We start from the raw sequence: 16,326 nt of genomic DNA, 5'->3' as shown, positions 1-16,326 counted from the left end.
TTTTTAATCTACAAATAATAAAAGAATCATGTTGAAATTCATATCATGGAATGTAAATGGCTTGCGAGCCTGTTATGATAAAGGTTTTGTTGATGTTTTCCATCGTTTAGAAGCAGACTTTTTCTGCCTGCAGGAAACAAAGATGCAGGAAGGGCAACTGGATGCCAAGTTTGAAGGTTATCACTCCTATTGGAATTATGCTGAAAAGAAAGGGTATTCAGGCACAGCTATCTTTTCTAAAGTCAAACCATTATCTGTGACATACGGTTTAGGCATAGAAGAGCATGATCACGAAGGACGGGTAATCACTCTTGAATTGGAATCGTTTTATTTGATTACTGTGTATACTCCCAATTCGCAGGAAGAATTGCGACGGTTGGATTATAGAATGAAATGGGAAGATGATTTCCGTGCCTATCTGAAAAAACTGGAAGAAAAGAAACCTGTCATTGTGTGTGGTGACCTGAACGTGGCGCATAAGGAAATAGACTTGAAGAATCCTAAGACAAACCGTAAAAATGCAGGTTTCACTGATGAGGAACGTGCCAAGTTTACCACTTTGCTTGAGTCCGGTTTTACGGATACGTTCCGCTATTTTTATCCAGAGCAGGAAGGAATCTATTCATGGTGGTCTTATCGTTTTAAAGCCCGTGAAAAGAATTCAGGTTGGCGTATTGATTATTTTCTCACTTCCGATTCACTGAAAGATAGGTTGAAAGGTGCACATATTTATACGGATATCTTTGGCTCAGATCATTGTCCGGTAGAATTGACAATAGAACTCTAAGAAACACTCTGAAAAAGCTTTTGTTTCAACACGAATCTCAGATTATCTATAATTAAAAGATAATCTGAGGTTTGTGTCGTTGAAAGACTCTCTCTGTTTTACTTCCGTAAATTATTGATTCTTGTTTATCTTTACTTTGAAAAAACAAACTATAATGAAAAGTACAGATAGAGTTAGGTATAATTATTATTCTATTGATTTTGCTTGCGTGTCAATTGAGTTTATTACAAAAAGCCAGTGTATGGATGGAAAGTGGATTGCGTTCGGCCATTCAGAAGGAAGTTCTTATTTTTATAGTAGAGGATATCTCAAGTATTTGATGGTGGAATACCGTTTGTTCCCTGTTTTTATTATAAAGATTAGAATATGTGTACAGATTGTCAATACCGGAATCTTTGCTAAACTAAAAGATAAGGGATATTTGAACACAGCTCCGGCTGTCTTATAATTGGGAGAGGGAATAATCTGTTTATTATTGTATATACCTTCAAAAATTGTTTGTATTAGGACTTTCGTTTGAAGAAAGAGTTGGTCTGCTAGATGTGTAATTTTGTTCTGTAGACCGTGTGGCGTATAAAATTTGTAGAAAAATGGGGTTAAGATAAGGACGTAAAGAGGTATTTGTGGCGCAAATTTCCCGTTTGGATGATTGCGCCATGAATAATATGGTTTACATAGCTACTTCAATAGCCAGTATCTGTGTTTCGGAAGTGGCTTCGATAGTGACACTTTCAATGTCCCATATACCGATACCGTCACGGCGTGAAAGGTTTTCGCCTGCTACATTAATCTCTCCTTCTATAACAAAAATGTAAACACCTGTGCGAGGTTTGTGCATACGGTATATTACACTATGTCCGGCATCAAATGTACCTATTGAAAACCAGGTATCCTGCAACAGATGTGCCGGTGTGTTTCCGGAAGGAGAAATGAAAGTTGTCAGTTCGTTACGTTTCAATAACGGGCGGATATTATAATTATGGTACTCAGGTTTGGTTTCCTCTACATTAGGGATCACCCAGATTTGCAGGAATTTCAGATCTTCGGTTTTACTGGCATTGTATTCACTGTGATAGATACCTGTTCCTGTACTCATTACTTGAATTTCTCCGGGGGTGATGGTACTTTCATTTTGTACATTATCTCCGTGTCTTAAATATCCTTGTAAAGGAATGGATACTACTTCCATATTTTTATGCGGGTGCATGCCGAAACCTTCTCCGGGAGCCACTGTATCGTCATTCAATACGCGCAAAGCACCGAAGTGTATACGTCTGGGATTATAATAATCTGCGAAGCTGAATGTGTGGTAAGTTTTTAGCCATCCATGATTAAAATAACCTCTCGTGTTGGCTTTGTCAATAATCGTCTTCATAACTTAATGTCTTTTCTATTGGAATGTTGTTATTGATATAACAAATTAGAAGTTGAAAAGTTTGGAACATTGTTGAGTAATGAAAAAAATGGGGCGGTGTAAAATAAAAGAAGAGATGATCAAATCATCTCTTCTATAGAGCGGAAGACGGGGCTCAAACCCGCGACCCTCAGCTTGGAAGGCTAATGCTCTATCAACTGAGCTACTTCCGCAATTTTTTGTGGGCAAAGATGGATTCGAACCACCGAAGTCGAAAGACAGCAGATTTACAGTCTGCCCCATTTGGCCACTCTGGTATTTGCCCATTCGCTTTTAAGAGTCTATCTCAATTCTCTCATTGAGTAGGTTTGTTTCTCAATTGCGATGCAAAGGTACGGCTTTTTTTTGAATATGCAAATTATACAAGAACTTTTTTTCAAAAAATCTGCGTTTTTTGCAATTTCTCTTTAAAATCGAGCATTTTGATGGCAGTTATTGCACATTCATCCCCTTTATTTCCTAATCTTCCACCGGCACGGTCTTCTGCTTGTTGCATAGTATTGGTAGTAATCAAACCATAGATTACAGGAATATCTCCTTCGGCATTCAGTTGGGCAATACCTTGAGTGGTACCGGCACATACATAATCAAAGTGCGGAGTATCGCCACGAACTACGCAGCCTATTGCAATCACTGCATCTACTTTTCCACTTTTTATCATTTGTGCAGAACCGAAAGTCAGTTCAAAACTGCCGGGTACTGTTTGTACTAAAATATTTTTATCTTTTGCGCCATGTTTCTTCAAGGTACTTATGGCTCCTTCCAATAGGGGGCCGGTAATGTTATTGTTCCATTCGGATACTACGATACCGAAACGCATATTTTCTGCATTAGGAACTGAATTGAAATCGTAATCAGATAAGTTATGATACGCTGTTGCCATTGTTTTTTAGTTTTAGTGGTTTAATAAAAGAAAGAGGTTATCTGTACACAGGTGCAGACAACCTCTTTATATCATTAAGGTATATTCTTTTCTTATTTGATGGATGCACGTTCGATGTACTTATCAATGTCCATTGACTGGTAAGAATTGAAGTATTTTTCTTTCACCAAAGTGTATGCTTTAACAGCTTCACTATTCTTGCCCAACTTTTCGAACAATTGACCAGCTTGGATCAAATAGATAGGACTCAATGCCTGGCTGTCTGCTTTATCCGCTGCTTTCAGCAAAGTTCCTGCAGCTTTGTCCAATTGTCCCATTTCAGCATAACAGTTACCGATAGTTCCCAAAATGGCAGGGCTCACCAGCTGGTCTTTAGCGCTGAATTTATCCAGATATTTCACTGCATCTTCATATTTACCCAACTGTGCATAGCAGATACCTGCATAAGCATTGGCCAAATTACCAGCAGCGGTTCCACTGAATTCATCTGCTACTTTCAGAAAACCCTTGTAACCGATACTGTCACCATTCAATGCGGTTTCAAAGTTATCAGCTCCGAAATATTGTTCTCCTTTAAATAAAGCTTCTGATGCTTTTACTTCATTGGGGTCAGAAATAAAATGCTTATATCCCATGAAACCAGCTATGATAATCACTACTGCTGCAATAGTTCCAAGGATTCTTCCTTTGTACTTGATAAGGAATGCTTCTGAGGTACTCAGTGCTTCTTCCATATCTAATGGGTCCTGAGTGTGTTTTTGTTCTGCCATTTTTATATTTACTTTTTTATTATTTTTCGGATATTCTTTTTCGGTCAGCAAAAGTAGTTCATTTCTATGTATTAATGAAATTTACGGGCATATTTTTTTAGTTTTTCCCGTTTTTATCTCTAATTTTGTATCCTCAATTAAATAGAAGTTCTATGATACTGAAACGCATCTCGATATTGAATTATAAAAACCTGGAGCAGGCGGAATTGGAATTCTCGCCGAAGATGAATTGTTTTATCGGACAAAACGGTATGGGGAAGACAAATTTGCTGGATGCGGTTTATTATCTTTCTTTTTGTAAGAGTGCCACTAATCCTATTGATTCGCAAAATATCCGTCATGAAGGAGAATTCTTTGTAATTCAGGGTTTCTATGAAACAGACCAAGGTGAGCCGGAAGAGGTATATTGTGGATTGAAACGTCGTCAGAAAAAGCAATTCAAGCGGAATAAAAAGGAATATAACCGTTTATCGGATCATATTGGCTTTATTCCCCTTGTAATGGTGTCTCCTGCTGATGCGGAGTTGATTGCAGGAGGTAGTGACGGGCGCCGTCGTTTTATGGATGTGGTGATATCGCAATATGATAAGGAATATTTGGATGCGCTGATACGTTATAATAAAGCATTGACGCAGCGTAATGCTTTGTTGAAATCGGAACAGGAATTCGATGAGGAATTAATGCTGGTATGGGAGGAGATGATGGCATCTGCGGGTGAGGTCGTCTTTAAGAAGCGTAGTGAGTTTATTGCTGAGTTTATACCTACTTTCCAGTCTTTTTATTCTTATATCTCTCAAGATAAAGAGAAAGTGAATCTGGCGTATGAATCTCATGCTATGAGTGGGGGATTGCTGGATATTATCAAGGAGAGCCGTCGGCGCGACCGTGTAATGGGATATTCGTTGAAGGGAGTTCATAAAGATGACTTGATTATGCAGTTGGGGGATTTTCCGATAAAGCGGGAGGGGTCACAAGGACAAAACAAAACTTATCTTATCGCCTTGAAATTAGCTCAGTTTGACTTTTTGAAGAAAACGGGCGGCAATACTACTCCTTTATTGTTGTTGGATGATATTTTTGATAAACTGGATGCTTTTCGTGTGGAACAGATTGTAAAACTGGTAGCCGGAGATCGTTTCGGGCAGATTTTCATTACGGATACCAATCGGGATCATTTGGATAAAATATTGAAGAAGATAGAAAGAGAATACAAAGTCTTTGCTGTAGAAGATGGAGAAGTGACAGAAAGAAAGGAAATGGCTGAATGAAACGTAATGATGCGGAACAAATAGGGGAAATGATTCGGAAATTCTTCCGGCAGAATGCTTTGGAGGCGCCACTGAACGAGTATCGTCTGATACAGGCATGGAAAGATGTGGTGGGACCTGCCATTACTAAATATACGAGTAATCTTTATATTAAGAATCAAATTCTTTATGTACATCTCACTTCATCCGTGCTTCGTCAAGAGTTGATGATGGGGCGTGATTTATTGGTGAAAAATCTGAATAAGCAGGTCGGCGCACAAGTGATAGTCAATATTATTTTCCGTTGACAGGATGGTCTTCTGCTGTTTCTTTGGTATCCCCGAAGTTTCCTGCAATACTTCTTGTCAGGTGCGGATTTTGACGGATTTTTCTTATCTTTCTCGTAAAGTCCGCACTTGAAGAAGTGTAATGTGTAAGAGTAGCTTATGGAACAGTCCGTATCACGATAGATTCTATTTCAATATTCCATTCTCAGTCCAGACTTCATCCATTCTCCGGTCGAAAGGTTCGACAGGCAGCTTTTCGTTTACTTGAAAATTATAACATATACCTATATTATAGGAATGAAGAAGAGGCAGTAATTTGTCATAATATCCTTTTCCTCTTCCCAACCGGTTGCCTCGGGCATCAAAAGAAACACCCGGTATAATGGCGAGGTCTATCTTCTCATACGCTGTAAATGCTTCTCCCGTCGGTTCCTCTATGTGATAAGCCTCACCGGTTTTCAGGTTTTGCCTGCCTGTATAAATACGAAGTTCCAACTCATCTCCTTTGACTACCGGCAGCAAAACTGTTTTCTGCCGGTGCCATTTTTCAACGAAGTCATGTGTCTGTACTTCATCATCCAATGAATAATAGAGCAAAACGGTACGGGCCGATGCAAACTTGGGATGCTGTTCCAGTTTCTCAAGCAAAGCAGCGGACTTCGTTATTAATTCGGTGATGCCGTGACGGCGCTTTTCTTGCGCTATCTGCTTGCGCAGTTGTTTTTTTAGTTCCTTCATCGCTTACTTTCGGTTCTATGGGTTGTTCGGGAGCTTTGGGAAATGATTCACCTTTATCCAATACTTCCAATGCTTTGAGGACAGTCTTGTCGCTCTTGTTCAAGTATTCTATATAAGCTTCCATGCCCAGCATGTTATAAATGATGTTTCCGTATAAATTTGTTTCAAACAGTTTCTGTGATTTATACATCAATATGTTGCGACGTTTTAGCCCTTTGTTCTCAGCGAAACGGGCGAATTGTTCCAAAATATTCTGATGCTTCAAATATTGCAGCAGGCTTTCCTCTGTTTCATATTTTTGCATTTCGGCACGGTGGTTGTCCGTATACTGGAAAGCAAACTGGATGGTCAGTCCGCGATTAACAGCCATGCGATAATAGGAAGTCATGCCGGTAGTATCCTGTGGTACAAAGATATCGGGCATAATACCTCCACCTCCATATACAGGACGGCCTAAAGAAGTTTCAAAGATTTGGCTTTGATCCTGCTTGATACTGTCTTGTGAGAAAAATTCTCCGTGTTCGTAACGGGTCAGGATATCCATTTCATAATTTGCGTCATTACCTTTTACATACGGTTTCTGTATGCAGCGTCCTGACGGAGTATAGTAACGGGCAATTGTCAGACGGATGGCTGAACCATCGCTGAAGTCGATAGGTTGTTGTACCAGCCCTTTTCCGAAAGAGCGGCGCCCGATGATTGTCCCCCGGTCATTGTCTTGGATAGCTCCGGCAAAAATTTCGCTGGCAGAAGCCGAACCTTCGTCCATCAATACGACAATGGGCATTTTCTGGCTGCTTCCGGTTCCGTTGGATGTATAGTTCTCGCGTGGAGACTTGCGTCCCTGTGTATAAACGATGAGTCTGTTTTTGGGTAAGAATTCGTTTACCATCTGAATTGCTGCACCCATATATCCACCGGTGTTACCGCGTAAGTCGATGACCACTCCTTCGCAGTTTGCCTGATTTAGCTTGGCTAATGAAATCAATAATTCGGGATAAGTCGTTTCACCGAATTTGTTTACTTTTATGTAACCGAATTTGTCATTCAGCATATAGGCGGCATCTACACTCTTTACCGGTATGTCACCACGAACAATGGTGAAATGTAAAGTTTCTTTTTCTCCCGGACGAAAAACGCCAAGTTTTACCTCACTGCCTTTGGGACCTTTCAGTCTTTTCATGGATTCATAGTTGGTGACAATTTTTCCTACAAAGGCACTGTCATCCACTTCTATGATGCGGTCTCCTGCCATCAGACCCACTTTTTCTGATGGTCCGCCTTGGATGACATTGTTTACATGGATGGTATCTTGCTGGATGGTAAACTGGATACCGATTCCGCTGAAACTTCCTTTTAAATCAGAATTTACAGCTTCCAGGTCTTTTGCCGGAATATAAGAAGAGTGGGGGTCCAGCTCACCTAGAATTTGCGGCATAGCATCTTCCACCAGTTCACCCATGTTCACTGTATCTACATATTGGTCGTCAATGATACGCAACAATGCATTCAGTTTGTTGGATGAAGTATTAATGATACCTAATTTGTTTCCTGAAAAGTGGTTGGCGTAAAAAGTTCCAATCAATATTCCGGTTACGATGCTTACTGCAACGATTACCGGCATAAAACGGGATGTTCGATTTTTGCTCATATCTTTATTTGCTATTATTCATTGGGATTGATATAGATTACTTCAATATTTGCGCGTTTCAATAAATCAAGCCCGTCTTCCAAACGGTATTTTTCTGAGTAAACTACACGTTTGATTCCTGCTTGGATGATGAGTTTGGCACATTCTATGCAAGGAGATGCGGTGACGTACATGGTTGCTCCGTCGCTGCTGTTGTTGCTTCGTGCTATTTTGGTGATAGCATTCGCTTCGGCGTGTAGTACGTAAGGCTTGGTGACTCCGTTGTCATCTTCGCATACATTTTCGAATCCTGCAGGAGTTCCGTTATATCCGTCGGAGATGATCATCTTGTCTTTTACGATCAATGCTCCTACCTGACGGCGTTCACAGTATGAATTTTCCGCCCAAATACTAGCCATGCGGATGTATCGTTTGTCGAGTTTGAGTTGTTTCTCTTCTTTCGTTTCCATTATTTCAGTCTTGCTTATTATGTGCAAATTGAATATAAGTTTTTTTCCCTTCGGGAGCTAGCAATAAAACATTGCTGTCACCTTGATAAAATATTGCATTATTCAATGCTTCTATGAACTCGTTGTTATAGCTTGTTGAAGGCGGAGTCTTGGTAAAGTTTATGTTTACTGTCCGGTCTTTTCCGTCCGCTTGCCATGTGCCTTCAATGGTTCCATTTTGTATGCTTCCTGTAAAAGTACCATCCGCTTTGAAAGTGATGTTGAAACCATGAATGATATCCAAGGCTTTTCTTCCTTCGGTTGCGATAGCCTTATCCGGATTGCGTGCCATTGCATTGTATTTGGGCTCTCCTTTCCGTTTGTCCCAATTTGCTTTACCATAGAAATCCACTACATGCCATGTGCCGCTTGCAAAGATTTCCTCTACATCGTCTTCATTGTTGCAACTCCATAAGAAAGGGAGTAGCATTAGTATATAAAGAATAGACTTTAGTTTCATATTGTTTGGTTTTTTAGTTGATGATTCCATTTCTTTTCAGCAAGGCATGGATACTGGGTTCTTGTCCACGGAAGCGTTTGTAAAGGGTCATCGGATGTTCCGTTCCTCCTTTCGAGAGAATATACTCCCGAAAAGAAGCAGCGACTTCCTGGTTGAAGATTCCTTTTTCCTTGAATAAGGAGAAGGCATCCGCATCCAGTACTTCCGCCCATTTATAACTGTAGTATCCGGCAGAATATCCCCCCGCCATAATATGTGAGAACTGTACGGACATGCAGGTGTCTTCCACTCCGAGCAGTACTTGCGCTTTTTTCCATGCTTCTTTTTCATAAGCGCGGACATCTCCGTCAAATGTTTCCCGGCGGGTGTACCATGCCATATCCAGCAAGCCGAAACTTACTTGACGCAGGCAGGCATAGGCCACATTGAAATTGGATGCATCTACAATCTTTTGGATCAGTTCGGCAGGAATGGGTTCTCCCGTCTGATAATGTCTGGCGAATGTATTGAGAAATTCTTTTTCTGTGGCGAAATTTTCCATAATTTGTGATGGAAGCTCCACAAAATCCCAATATACGCTGGTACCACTCATGGTTGAATAGGTGGTATTGGCAAACATTCCGTGCAAGGCGTGTCCGAATTCGTGTAGAAAAGTGTTTACTTCTGAGAAAGTCAGCAATGCCGGTTTCCCAGCCGATGGCTTGGTGAAGTTCATGGTAACGGATACGTGGGGACGGCTGTTGACTCCGTTTTCTATCCACTGCTCCTTATAGCTGGTCATCCATGCGCCCGAACGTTTTCCGGCACGGGGGTGGAAATCTGTATAAAGTACAGCCAGGAAACTTCCGTCTTTGTCGAATACTTCATAAGCTTTTACATCGGGATGATAGACCGGAATTTCTTTATTTTCTTTAAATGTGATGCCATACAGACGGGTAGCCAGACCGAATACACCTTTCTCTACTTGGCTCAGCTCAAAATAAGGACGCAGCTCTTCTTCATTCAGATTGAATTTCTTATTTTTCAGCTTTTCTGAATAATAGGCCCAATCCCATGGCATCAGCTGGAAATCATTGCCTTCCATTTCGCGTGCCAATGCTTCAACTTCTGCCACTTCCTTTAGGGCGGCAGGGGTATAGGCATCCAGTAATTGGTTGAGCAGTTTGTATACGGCATCACTCGTTTCGGCCATGCGCTTTTTCAGTTTATACTCGGCAAAAGTGGAGAAGCCTAGTAAATGAGCCAGTTCCATGCGAATGTTTACCAATTGCTTGATGATGTCCACATTGTTGTATTCGTTATTGTGTGTACATTGGGTATTATAAGCCATATAGACTTCTCTGCGCAGTGAACGGTCATCACAATATTTCATGAAAGGAACAAAACTGGGAGCATCCAATGTAATGATGCTGCCTTCTTTTCCCTTATCCTTTGCTGTTTGAGCATAACTTTCCAATGAACTTTCGGGTAATCCTTCCAATTGTTTTTCCGTCAAAGCCAATTCGTAGTTATTTGTTTCTTTCAACAGATTCTGAGAAAAACGTAAGGTCAATATGCTTAATTCGGTATTCAGTTGGCGGAACTTTTCTTTTGCCTCACCGGTCAGGTTGGCACCGCTTCTTACAAAACCATCGTATGTCTTTTGCAGCAGTTGGGCGTCTTCACCTTTCAGTTGTAACTGGTCTTTTTGTTCGTATACGGCTTTTATACGAGCAAAAAGTTTTTCATTCAGACTGATGTTGTTGCTGTGTTCGGACAGTACGGGCATCATTTTTTCTGCCAATTCCTGCATCTCGTCACTGGTCTCGGCACTCATCAAATTGCCGAAAACAGTAGTTACGCGGTCTAGCAACGCACCTGATTTTTCCAAAGCAACAATGGTATTTTGGAAAGTCGGTGTTTCGGGATTATTGACAATTGCATCAATTTCCTCATTTTGTTCTTTCATTCCTTCCAACAAGGCAGGTTCATAATGTTCTATCTTGATAAGATGGAACGGAGCCGTGTCATGAGGGGTGTTATAGGGTTTTAAAAATGGATTTTTATTTTCAGTCATAGCACTATTTTATTTGACTTACAAATTTGCTAAAAAAAAGCATCACTATCCTCATTCTATTTACTTATTTAACAAAGTATATTAAATAGTTAGGTTAAAAATAAAAAAGCACAAGCAGAAATGCCTATGCTTTTCATTTTTATGGGGTTTTACCTGATTATTTATTCTTTTCAGTCAGTTTTTCCAACGCCGGAATGGAGATTTCCTTTCTGCTGAGTTGTACCAATCCCTGTTCCTGTAAATCATTCAGCACTTTTGACACATTGATTCGTGTCTCATCAATCAAACTCGCCAAATCCTCCATTTTGATTTTAAGGATTTTTTTTCCTTCGGGCTTCATGGAGCGCAGCACTAAAAAATTCAGTATTTTTTCTTCTGTATTACCTATGTGGCTGTTCCATAATTTTTCGTATGCCACTTGTGCTCTATTACTCAGAATATTTAAATAGTTAAGGCGGAAGATTTCGTAGTTGTTCAGTTCATTCAATACAAATAACTTGTCTATGGTAACTATGTTAATATCTGTACGTGCTTTGTAAGTCGCTGTATAGTTGGTTTGCATGCCGAATAATGAATAGGGCTCTATAACGAAAGGACTTCCAAAAGTTTCAAATAAGGCGTATGAATGTCGGTTATCGGTTGTTTGGGAGATTATCTCCCCATTTAAGAGAAAGATTAATTGAGTGCAAGGTGCACCTTGTTCCACAATGATATCATCGGCGTTGTATTTACGAAAATGTAGCTTTACCTTGCCTATGATATTGGTGAAGTCATTTTTACATAATCCCTGGAAGAGAGGGAGTTGTAAAAGTGTATCATACATTGTAATTTCCATAAGTTCTGTTGTTCGTTAAGTTATAGTTTAACATACAAAGGTAACGATAAAACGAGATTTATTATTTATAGGTGGAAGAACTTTTATTTTTTTTATTGTTTCTTACCGTCTCCTAATGTTTAAAAGCAGAATACTTGCGGACTGTATAAAAAATAAATATATTTGCATTCAAAAAAAGGAGGAGTTTATGTTTGGATCATTTGATTTTCAAGAATTTTTAAGTGCGTTTATTGTGCTTTTTGCTGTCATTGATATTATCGGATCTATTCCTATTATATTGAATCTTAAGCAGAAAGGGAGAAATGTCAATGCTAATAAAGCTACCGGCATTTCTTTTGCTTTATTGATAGGTTTCTTTTATGCAGGGGATATGATGCTGAAGTTATTTCAAGTTGATATTGCTTCGTTTGCCGTGGCGGGTGCTTTTGTTATTTTTCTCATGTCTTTGGAAATGATTCTGGATATCGAGATATTCAAGAATCAAGGTCCTATCAAGGAAGCGACTTTAGTCCCCTTGGTTTTTCCGTTATTGGCTGGTGCGGGAGCGTTTACTACGTTGCTTTCCCTACGTTCGGAGTATGCTCCTGTCAACATTGTCATAGCCTTGATATTGAATATGGTTTGGGTTTATGTGGTGCTGAAGTTGACAGATCGCATCGAACGTTTCTTGGGTAAAGGTGGAATTTATGTTATTCGTAAGTTTTTTGGAATCATTTTGTTGGCAATATCAGCGCGTTTATTTACTGCTAATCTGACTTTATTGATAGAGCAGTTTCAGAAAGCTCAGTAATATGCTGTTTTTTTGCAGATAATAATGTCGGAACTCACCATAGATATTTTATTGGAAACCAACTGCTTTGTGTTGAATGGATATTAATCTGTGGTGAGTTCCGGTATCATTCCATTTGAATGGTAGCTGTTTGATATTTTGATACGCTCCTTTGGTGTCTATTTCTCGTTGATGATGAATTTCTTCATTCCGTCTGTAAAATAAGTTTCATATTTATCTCCTTCGCCTGAGCAAATAAAATAAGCATCCAGTTCAGGATGTGCTTCACAAAATGCTTTGGCTGAGTCCAGTCCCATCACCATGAAAGCAGTGGCGTATGCATCGGCACTGGCGCAATCTTTTGCAATGACAGTGGAGGACAGGATACTATGTTGTACTGGATATCCGGTGCGTGGGTCTATGGTATGTGCATATTTCTTTCCACCTTTGTAATAGAAATTACGATAATTCCCTGATGTTGCCATGCCTACGTCACTAATGGCAAGCACAGTCTGTAATTCCTGGTTTACTGACAAGGAGTCATCTACAGGTTTGTTTATGCCGATACGCCAAGCGTTCATTTTGGAATTTTTGCCTCTTACCACTACTTCACCGCCTATATCTACCATATAGTTTTTTATCCCTTTACGTTCCAATAGCCTTGCTACTGCATCTACTCCGAATCCCTTGGCTATAGCGCTGCAATCCAGCATTATACGAGGGTCTTTTTTCATAATCCGGTTGTTCTGTAAATCTATTTTTTGATATCCTATCATTTGGCGTAAGCTGTCCACTATCAGTGAATCCACTCCTGTAGATTTTTTGAATCCGAATCCCCATGCATTTACCAAAGGTGCGACGGTGATATCAAAGGCTCCATGGGTTTCATCGGATATTTTCTTTGAGAGATGGAATACATGTACGAAAAAACTGTCAACTTCCGTCTTTTCATTGTGGTTTACGCGGGTGATTACGGAATTCGGATTGAAAGGAGAGAGGGAGTTGTCCACTTTCTTCAGTTCAGTTTCTATTTCTTCTTTCAGATTATCTTCGGACTGGTAGGTGATTTTGTATACTGTACCGAATACAAAGCCTTCATCCGTACGGAAAGGGGCTTGCTTTTTTAGAATAATAATTGTTCCTATTATCAGAATTGCTAGAAACGGCAATTGCCATGCTAATTTTTTTTTATTCATACCTGTATTTTAGTTAAGAAAGAAATAAATGTTCTATTAAAATTTTAACGCCGATAATAATCAAAACCAAACCTCCCCATAATTCCATGCGCAGGTTGAAACGCTTGCCGCAAAATACACCTATCAGACTTCCTAATGTTGAGATAACAAAAGAGGTAAAGCCGATGATGACAATAGGAGAAAGAATAGAAGTGAAAGAGTTTATTCCTACAAAAGCAAATGATATACCGATGGCCAAAGCATCAATGCTGGTTGCTATAGCCAGCGTAACAACCACTTTTAATTTAGTGGGGTCGAAGCAGCGTTTGTCTTCATTGCTGAAGCTCTCTTTTATCATACGCCCTCCCAAAAAGGCCAATAACCCAAAAGCGATCCAATGGTCATAATTCTCTATCAGGTGACTGAATCGGCTGGCGGCAAACCAGCCGATAAGCGGCATGACAGCCTGGAAAAGGCCGAAGAAGAATGCCATAATAAAAAAAGTGCGCCAGCAAATGCGACGCATGATAATTCCGCTTGTTATGGAAACTGTGAAACAGTCCATAGCAAGACTGATGGCAAGGAGCCATATTTCTAAAGTTGTCATTGGTTAAAATGGTAATTTGTATATTAAACTGTATGTTACTCCTAAGTTAGTCGAGTTGTTTTTTCCAAAACCGGGAATATACCAAGGTTCGGTGTGTTCCGCCTTTTTTATGTTCATGCGTATACGGTAACGTAGTGACCATCCCATGTAGAAATTCTTGTACACATTTACCTTTATTCCAGCCAGCAGTTCTGCCCAGGTTACTGTGGTCTTAATTCCGTCATAACTGAAAGGAATTTCAGGAAATCCCCATGTAGGATCCTTCATTGTCGGAGCATCTACATCGTATGAAAAAGAGGTGAATCCGTAACGTATGCCTCCATATAGAAAACCAGGCAGATAGGGCTTCTTGAAAAAGAAGTTGTAGTTCATGCCTATGCGGAAATAAGGAGCTGAGGCTTTATAATGTATATTGGTACCGTCATCAGTAGTGTCGGTGGTTCCATATCCAATTTCAGCTACGGGGACATAACGGTTTTTCAAATTGACCTCCACGCTGATTTCTGTACTTGTAATGTCACCTCCAAAAATTTTGCTTCCCAGGCCAAATATATCTACACCGATAGTAGTTCCCTGATAGAAGGGTACCTTTTCTTCCTCTATGGTTGTTTTTTTTTCTTGTGCCGCCAGTGTGGGGCTGTACAACAGCATACTACTCAGTAGCGTTAACAACGTAATATATGTTGAAATTCTTTTTTTCTTCATTATTGATGTCCGAATTTACAATCTCGATAGATTTTAGGTTATAGGTGGTGTATTTAATGTCTTCCACTTTATAAAACATCATGGTGCCACATTCTATATTCTGCAAGTAGGGGATATTTTGGTGAATGAGTGTGATAGTGTCACGCATCTTTTCCGTATAATGCAATACGTAGGTAGTTTTTGATGTATAACTCAAAGGCAGGCTCATACTGCTTTCCGCTTTATTGAATATCGTGTCATTCATCAATGAGTCTTTTACTACGGTTTCCTTAATAGTTCCATCTTCCAGTGTGTCACGTACAATCACATCGGTAGTGATAAATCCAGTGACGTCAAAAGCCGGACTGAATTTTACAGCTTGGTGTGTCTCTGCATCCAGAAAGTCGAAATGGGCAAAGGAATTGGTGGTAAGCGGACAATCGCTTTCCCCACAGCTTTGCATCAAGGTGCTTACGGTAATCAGGAGCAATAAGATAATGGCTGGTAGTTTCTTCATTTTAAAACTCTTTCTCTATTTTATAATTATTGCGTTCAGGAGCATTCCGGGCTATCAATTCTCCTATGAATCCAGCCAGAAACAGTTGGGTTCCCAAAATCATCAAAGTTAGGGCCAGATAGAAGTAAGGAGAATCAGTAATTAATATATAAGGTAAACCATGTGACAAGGCATATAGTTTGTTCGCTCCGATGATAATGACGGAAATGAAACCAAGAATAAACATCAATGATCCCATAAACCCGAAGAAGTGCATCGGCTTGATACCGAATTTGGATAAAAACCACAGAGTAATGAGGTCTAGATAACCATTGAAGAAACGGTTTAATCCGCCGAATTTTGTTTTACCGAATTTTCGTGCCTGATGGTGTACTACCTTCTCGGCTATCTTAGGAAAACCTGCATTCTTTGCCAGATAGGGGATATAGCGGTGCATTTCACCGTATACTTCGATGTTCTTTACGACATCACGACGATAAGCTTTTAGTCCGCAATTGAAGTCGTGCAGGTTCTTGATGCCTGAAACGGCACGTGCTGTGGCGTTGAATAGTTTGGTCGGAATGGTTTTTGATAACGGGTCGTAGCGTTTTTGCTTGTATCCCGATACTAAGTCGTAGCCATCTTCTGTAATCATTCTGTATAATTCCGGTATTTCGTCCGGGCTGTCCTGCAAGTCGGCATCCATTGTAATCACCACATCACCTTGCGCCTTTTCAAAACCACAATACAAGGCAGGGGACTTGCCGTAGTTCCGGCGGAATTTGATACCTTTTACGTTGTCCGACTCCGAGCGTAGTTTCTCTATCACTTGCCAGGAGTGGTCGGTGCTGCCGTCATTGACAAAAATTACTTCATAGCTGAAGTGGTTGGCATCCATTACACGTTGAATCCATGCGAATAGTTCCGGCAAAGATTCTTCTTCGTTATACAAAGGAATAACTACAGATATATCCATCTT

19 protein-coding genes and 2 tRNA genes are annotated in these 16,326 nt (G+C 40.0%); 5 read left to right on the top strand and 16 right to left on the bottom strand.

All coding sequences use genetic code 11. The features are described from left to right. The first annotated feature begins 28 nt into the window (after window positions 1–28). Entirely contained in the window at window positions 29–787 is a 759-nt protein-coding gene (locus AB5062_RS10205) for an exodeoxyribonuclease III (protein ID WP_005847361.1), read from the top strand. Between the two features lie 154 nt (window positions 788–941). Further along, window positions 942–1,235, top strand: coding sequence for a hypothetical protein (locus tag AB5062_RS10200; RefSeq protein WP_011965658.1), 294 nt, complete (start codon window positions 942–944; stop codon window positions 1,233–1,235). 222 nt (window positions 1,236–1,457) lie between these two features. Here AB5062_RS10200 and AB5062_RS10195 read toward each other — a convergent pair whose 3' ends face one another. From AB5062_RS10195 to AB5062_RS10175, 5 genes are all read right to left on the bottom strand, one after another. Beyond that, window positions 1,458–2,162: a pirin family protein gene (locus AB5062_RS10195; protein ID WP_005847365.1), complete on the bottom strand. Its 705-nt coding sequence runs from the start codon at window positions 2,160–2,162 to the stop codon at window positions 1,458–1,460. Window positions 2,163–2,301: 139 nt separating this feature from the next. Beyond that, window positions 2,302–2,374, bottom strand: a tRNA-Gly gene (locus tag AB5062_RS10190). Between the two features lie 9 nt (window positions 2,375–2,383). After that, window positions 2,384–2,466, bottom strand: a tRNA-Tyr gene (locus tag AB5062_RS10185). Between the two features lie 111 nt (window positions 2,467–2,577). Further along, window positions 2,578–3,084 carry a 6,7-dimethyl-8-ribityllumazine synthase gene (gene ribH / locus AB5062_RS10180; RefSeq protein WP_005848165.1) on the bottom strand — a complete coding sequence of 169 codons (507 nt, stop codon included), beginning with the start codon at window positions 3,082–3,084 and terminating at the stop codon, window positions 2,578–2,580. A 92-nt stretch (window positions 3,085–3,176) separates the two neighbouring features. Then, window positions 3,177–3,854: a tetratricopeptide repeat protein gene (locus AB5062_RS10175; protein ID WP_005848164.1), complete on the bottom strand. Its 678-nt coding sequence runs from the start codon at window positions 3,852–3,854 to the stop codon at window positions 3,177–3,179. A 152-nt stretch (window positions 3,855–4,006) separates the two neighbouring features. On the opposite strand from AB5062_RS10175, the gene AB5062_RS10170 reads away from it, so the two are divergent. Further along, window positions 4,007–5,122 carry a DNA replication/repair protein RecF gene (locus AB5062_RS10170; protein WP_005847371.1) on the top strand — a complete coding sequence of 372 codons (1,116 nt, stop codon included), beginning with the start codon at window positions 4,007–4,009 and terminating at the stop codon, window positions 5,120–5,122. Beyond that, entirely contained in the window at window positions 5,119–5,409 is a 291-nt protein-coding gene (locus tag AB5062_RS10165; protein WP_005847373.1) for a DUF721 domain-containing protein, read from the top strand. The genes AB5062_RS10170 and AB5062_RS10165 overlap by 4 nt, the downstream gene beginning before the upstream one ends. A gap of 165 nt (window positions 5,410–5,574) precedes the next feature. Here the strand turns inward: AB5062_RS10165 and AB5062_RS10160 are convergent, their stop codons facing one another. From AB5062_RS10160 to AB5062_RS10135, 6 genes are all read right to left on the bottom strand, one after another. Beyond that, on the bottom strand, window positions 5,575–6,054 hold the full coding sequence (locus tag AB5062_RS10160) for a 5-formyltetrahydrofolate cyclo-ligase (protein ID WP_032947321.1): 480 nt from the start codon (window positions 6,052–6,054) through the stop codon (window positions 5,575–5,577). Beyond that, window positions 6,029–7,777: a S41 family peptidase gene (locus AB5062_RS10155; protein ID WP_005848162.1), complete on the bottom strand. Its 1,749-nt coding sequence runs from the start codon at window positions 7,775–7,777 to the stop codon at window positions 6,029–6,031. The genes AB5062_RS10160 and AB5062_RS10155 overlap by 26 nt, the downstream gene beginning before the upstream one ends. 14 nt (window positions 7,778–7,791) lie before the next feature. After that, window positions 7,792–8,226 (bottom strand): dCMP deaminase family protein, encoded by a 435-nt coding sequence (locus AB5062_RS10150; protein ID WP_005844718.1) that lies wholly within the window; start codon window positions 8,224–8,226, stop codon window positions 7,792–7,794. A gap of 4 nt (window positions 8,227–8,230) precedes the next feature. After that, window positions 8,231–8,725, bottom strand: coding sequence for a DUF4847 family protein (locus AB5062_RS10145; protein ID WP_117693620.1), 495 nt, complete (start codon window positions 8,723–8,725; stop codon window positions 8,231–8,233). A gap of 13 nt (window positions 8,726–8,738) precedes the next feature. After that, window positions 8,739–10,781: a M3 family metallopeptidase gene (locus tag AB5062_RS10140; protein WP_368326876.1), complete on the bottom strand. Its 2,043-nt coding sequence runs from the start codon at window positions 10,779–10,781 to the stop codon at window positions 8,739–8,741. A 157-nt stretch (window positions 10,782–10,938) separates the two neighbouring features. After that, on the bottom strand, window positions 10,939–11,616 hold the full coding sequence (locus tag AB5062_RS10135) for a Crp/Fnr family transcriptional regulator (RefSeq protein WP_005844724.1): 678 nt from the start codon (window positions 11,614–11,616) through the stop codon (window positions 10,939–10,941). A gap of 187 nt (window positions 11,617–11,803) precedes the next feature. On the opposite strand from AB5062_RS10135, the gene AB5062_RS10130 reads away from it, so the two are divergent. Further along, the gene (locus AB5062_RS10130) at window positions 11,804–12,406 is read left to right on the top strand and encodes a MarC family protein (RefSeq protein ID WP_117693614.1); all 603 of its coding nucleotides are present in this window, start codon (window positions 11,804–11,806) and stop codon (window positions 12,404–12,406) included. A gap of 158 nt (window positions 12,407–12,564) precedes the next feature. Here AB5062_RS10130 and AB5062_RS10125 read toward each other — a convergent pair whose 3' ends face one another. Genes AB5062_RS10125 through AB5062_RS10105 form a run of 5 tightly spaced genes read right to left on the bottom strand, consistent with a single transcriptional unit; the run spans window position 12,565 to window position 16,323 of the window. Beyond that, complete coding sequence (locus AB5062_RS10125; protein ID WP_008669987.1) at window positions 12,565–13,581, bottom strand: FAD:protein FMN transferase; 1,017 nt, start codon at window positions 13,579–13,581, stop codon at window positions 12,565–12,567. Window positions 13,582–13,594: 13 nt separating this feature from the next. Continuing rightward, entirely contained in the window at window positions 13,595–14,167 is a 573-nt protein-coding gene (locus AB5062_RS10120) for a manganese efflux pump MntP family protein (RefSeq protein WP_074783116.1), read from the bottom strand. A gap of 3 nt (window positions 14,168–14,170) precedes the next feature. Beyond that, a complete protein-coding gene (locus AB5062_RS10115; protein ID WP_008669988.1) occupies window positions 14,171–14,872 on the bottom strand; it encodes a DUF6048 family protein in 702 nt (233 codons plus the stop codon). Then, on the bottom strand, window positions 14,820–15,368 hold the full coding sequence (locus tag AB5062_RS10110; protein WP_005844744.1) for a DUF6452 family protein: 549 nt from the start codon (window positions 15,366–15,368) through the stop codon (window positions 14,820–14,822). Before AB5062_RS10110 ends, AB5062_RS10115 begins: the two co-directional genes overlap by 53 nt. A gap of 1 nt (window position 15,369) precedes the next feature. Continuing rightward, the gene (locus tag AB5062_RS10105) at window positions 15,370–16,323 is read right to left on the bottom strand and encodes a glycosyltransferase family 2 protein (RefSeq protein WP_005844746.1); all 954 of its coding nucleotides are present in this window, start codon (window positions 16,321–16,323) and stop codon (window positions 15,370–15,372) included. Window positions 16,324–16,326: the final 3 nt, after the last annotated feature.

The sequence above is a fragment of the Phocaeicola sp. RTP21359st1_B8_RTP21360_211022 genome (assembly GCF_040911965.1).
In the GTDB taxonomy this organism is placed as follows: Bacteria; Bacteroidota; Bacteroidia; order Bacteroidales; family Bacteroidaceae; genus Phocaeicola; species Phocaeicola vulgatus.
This window is presented reverse-complemented; position numbering and strand designations above follow the sequence as displayed.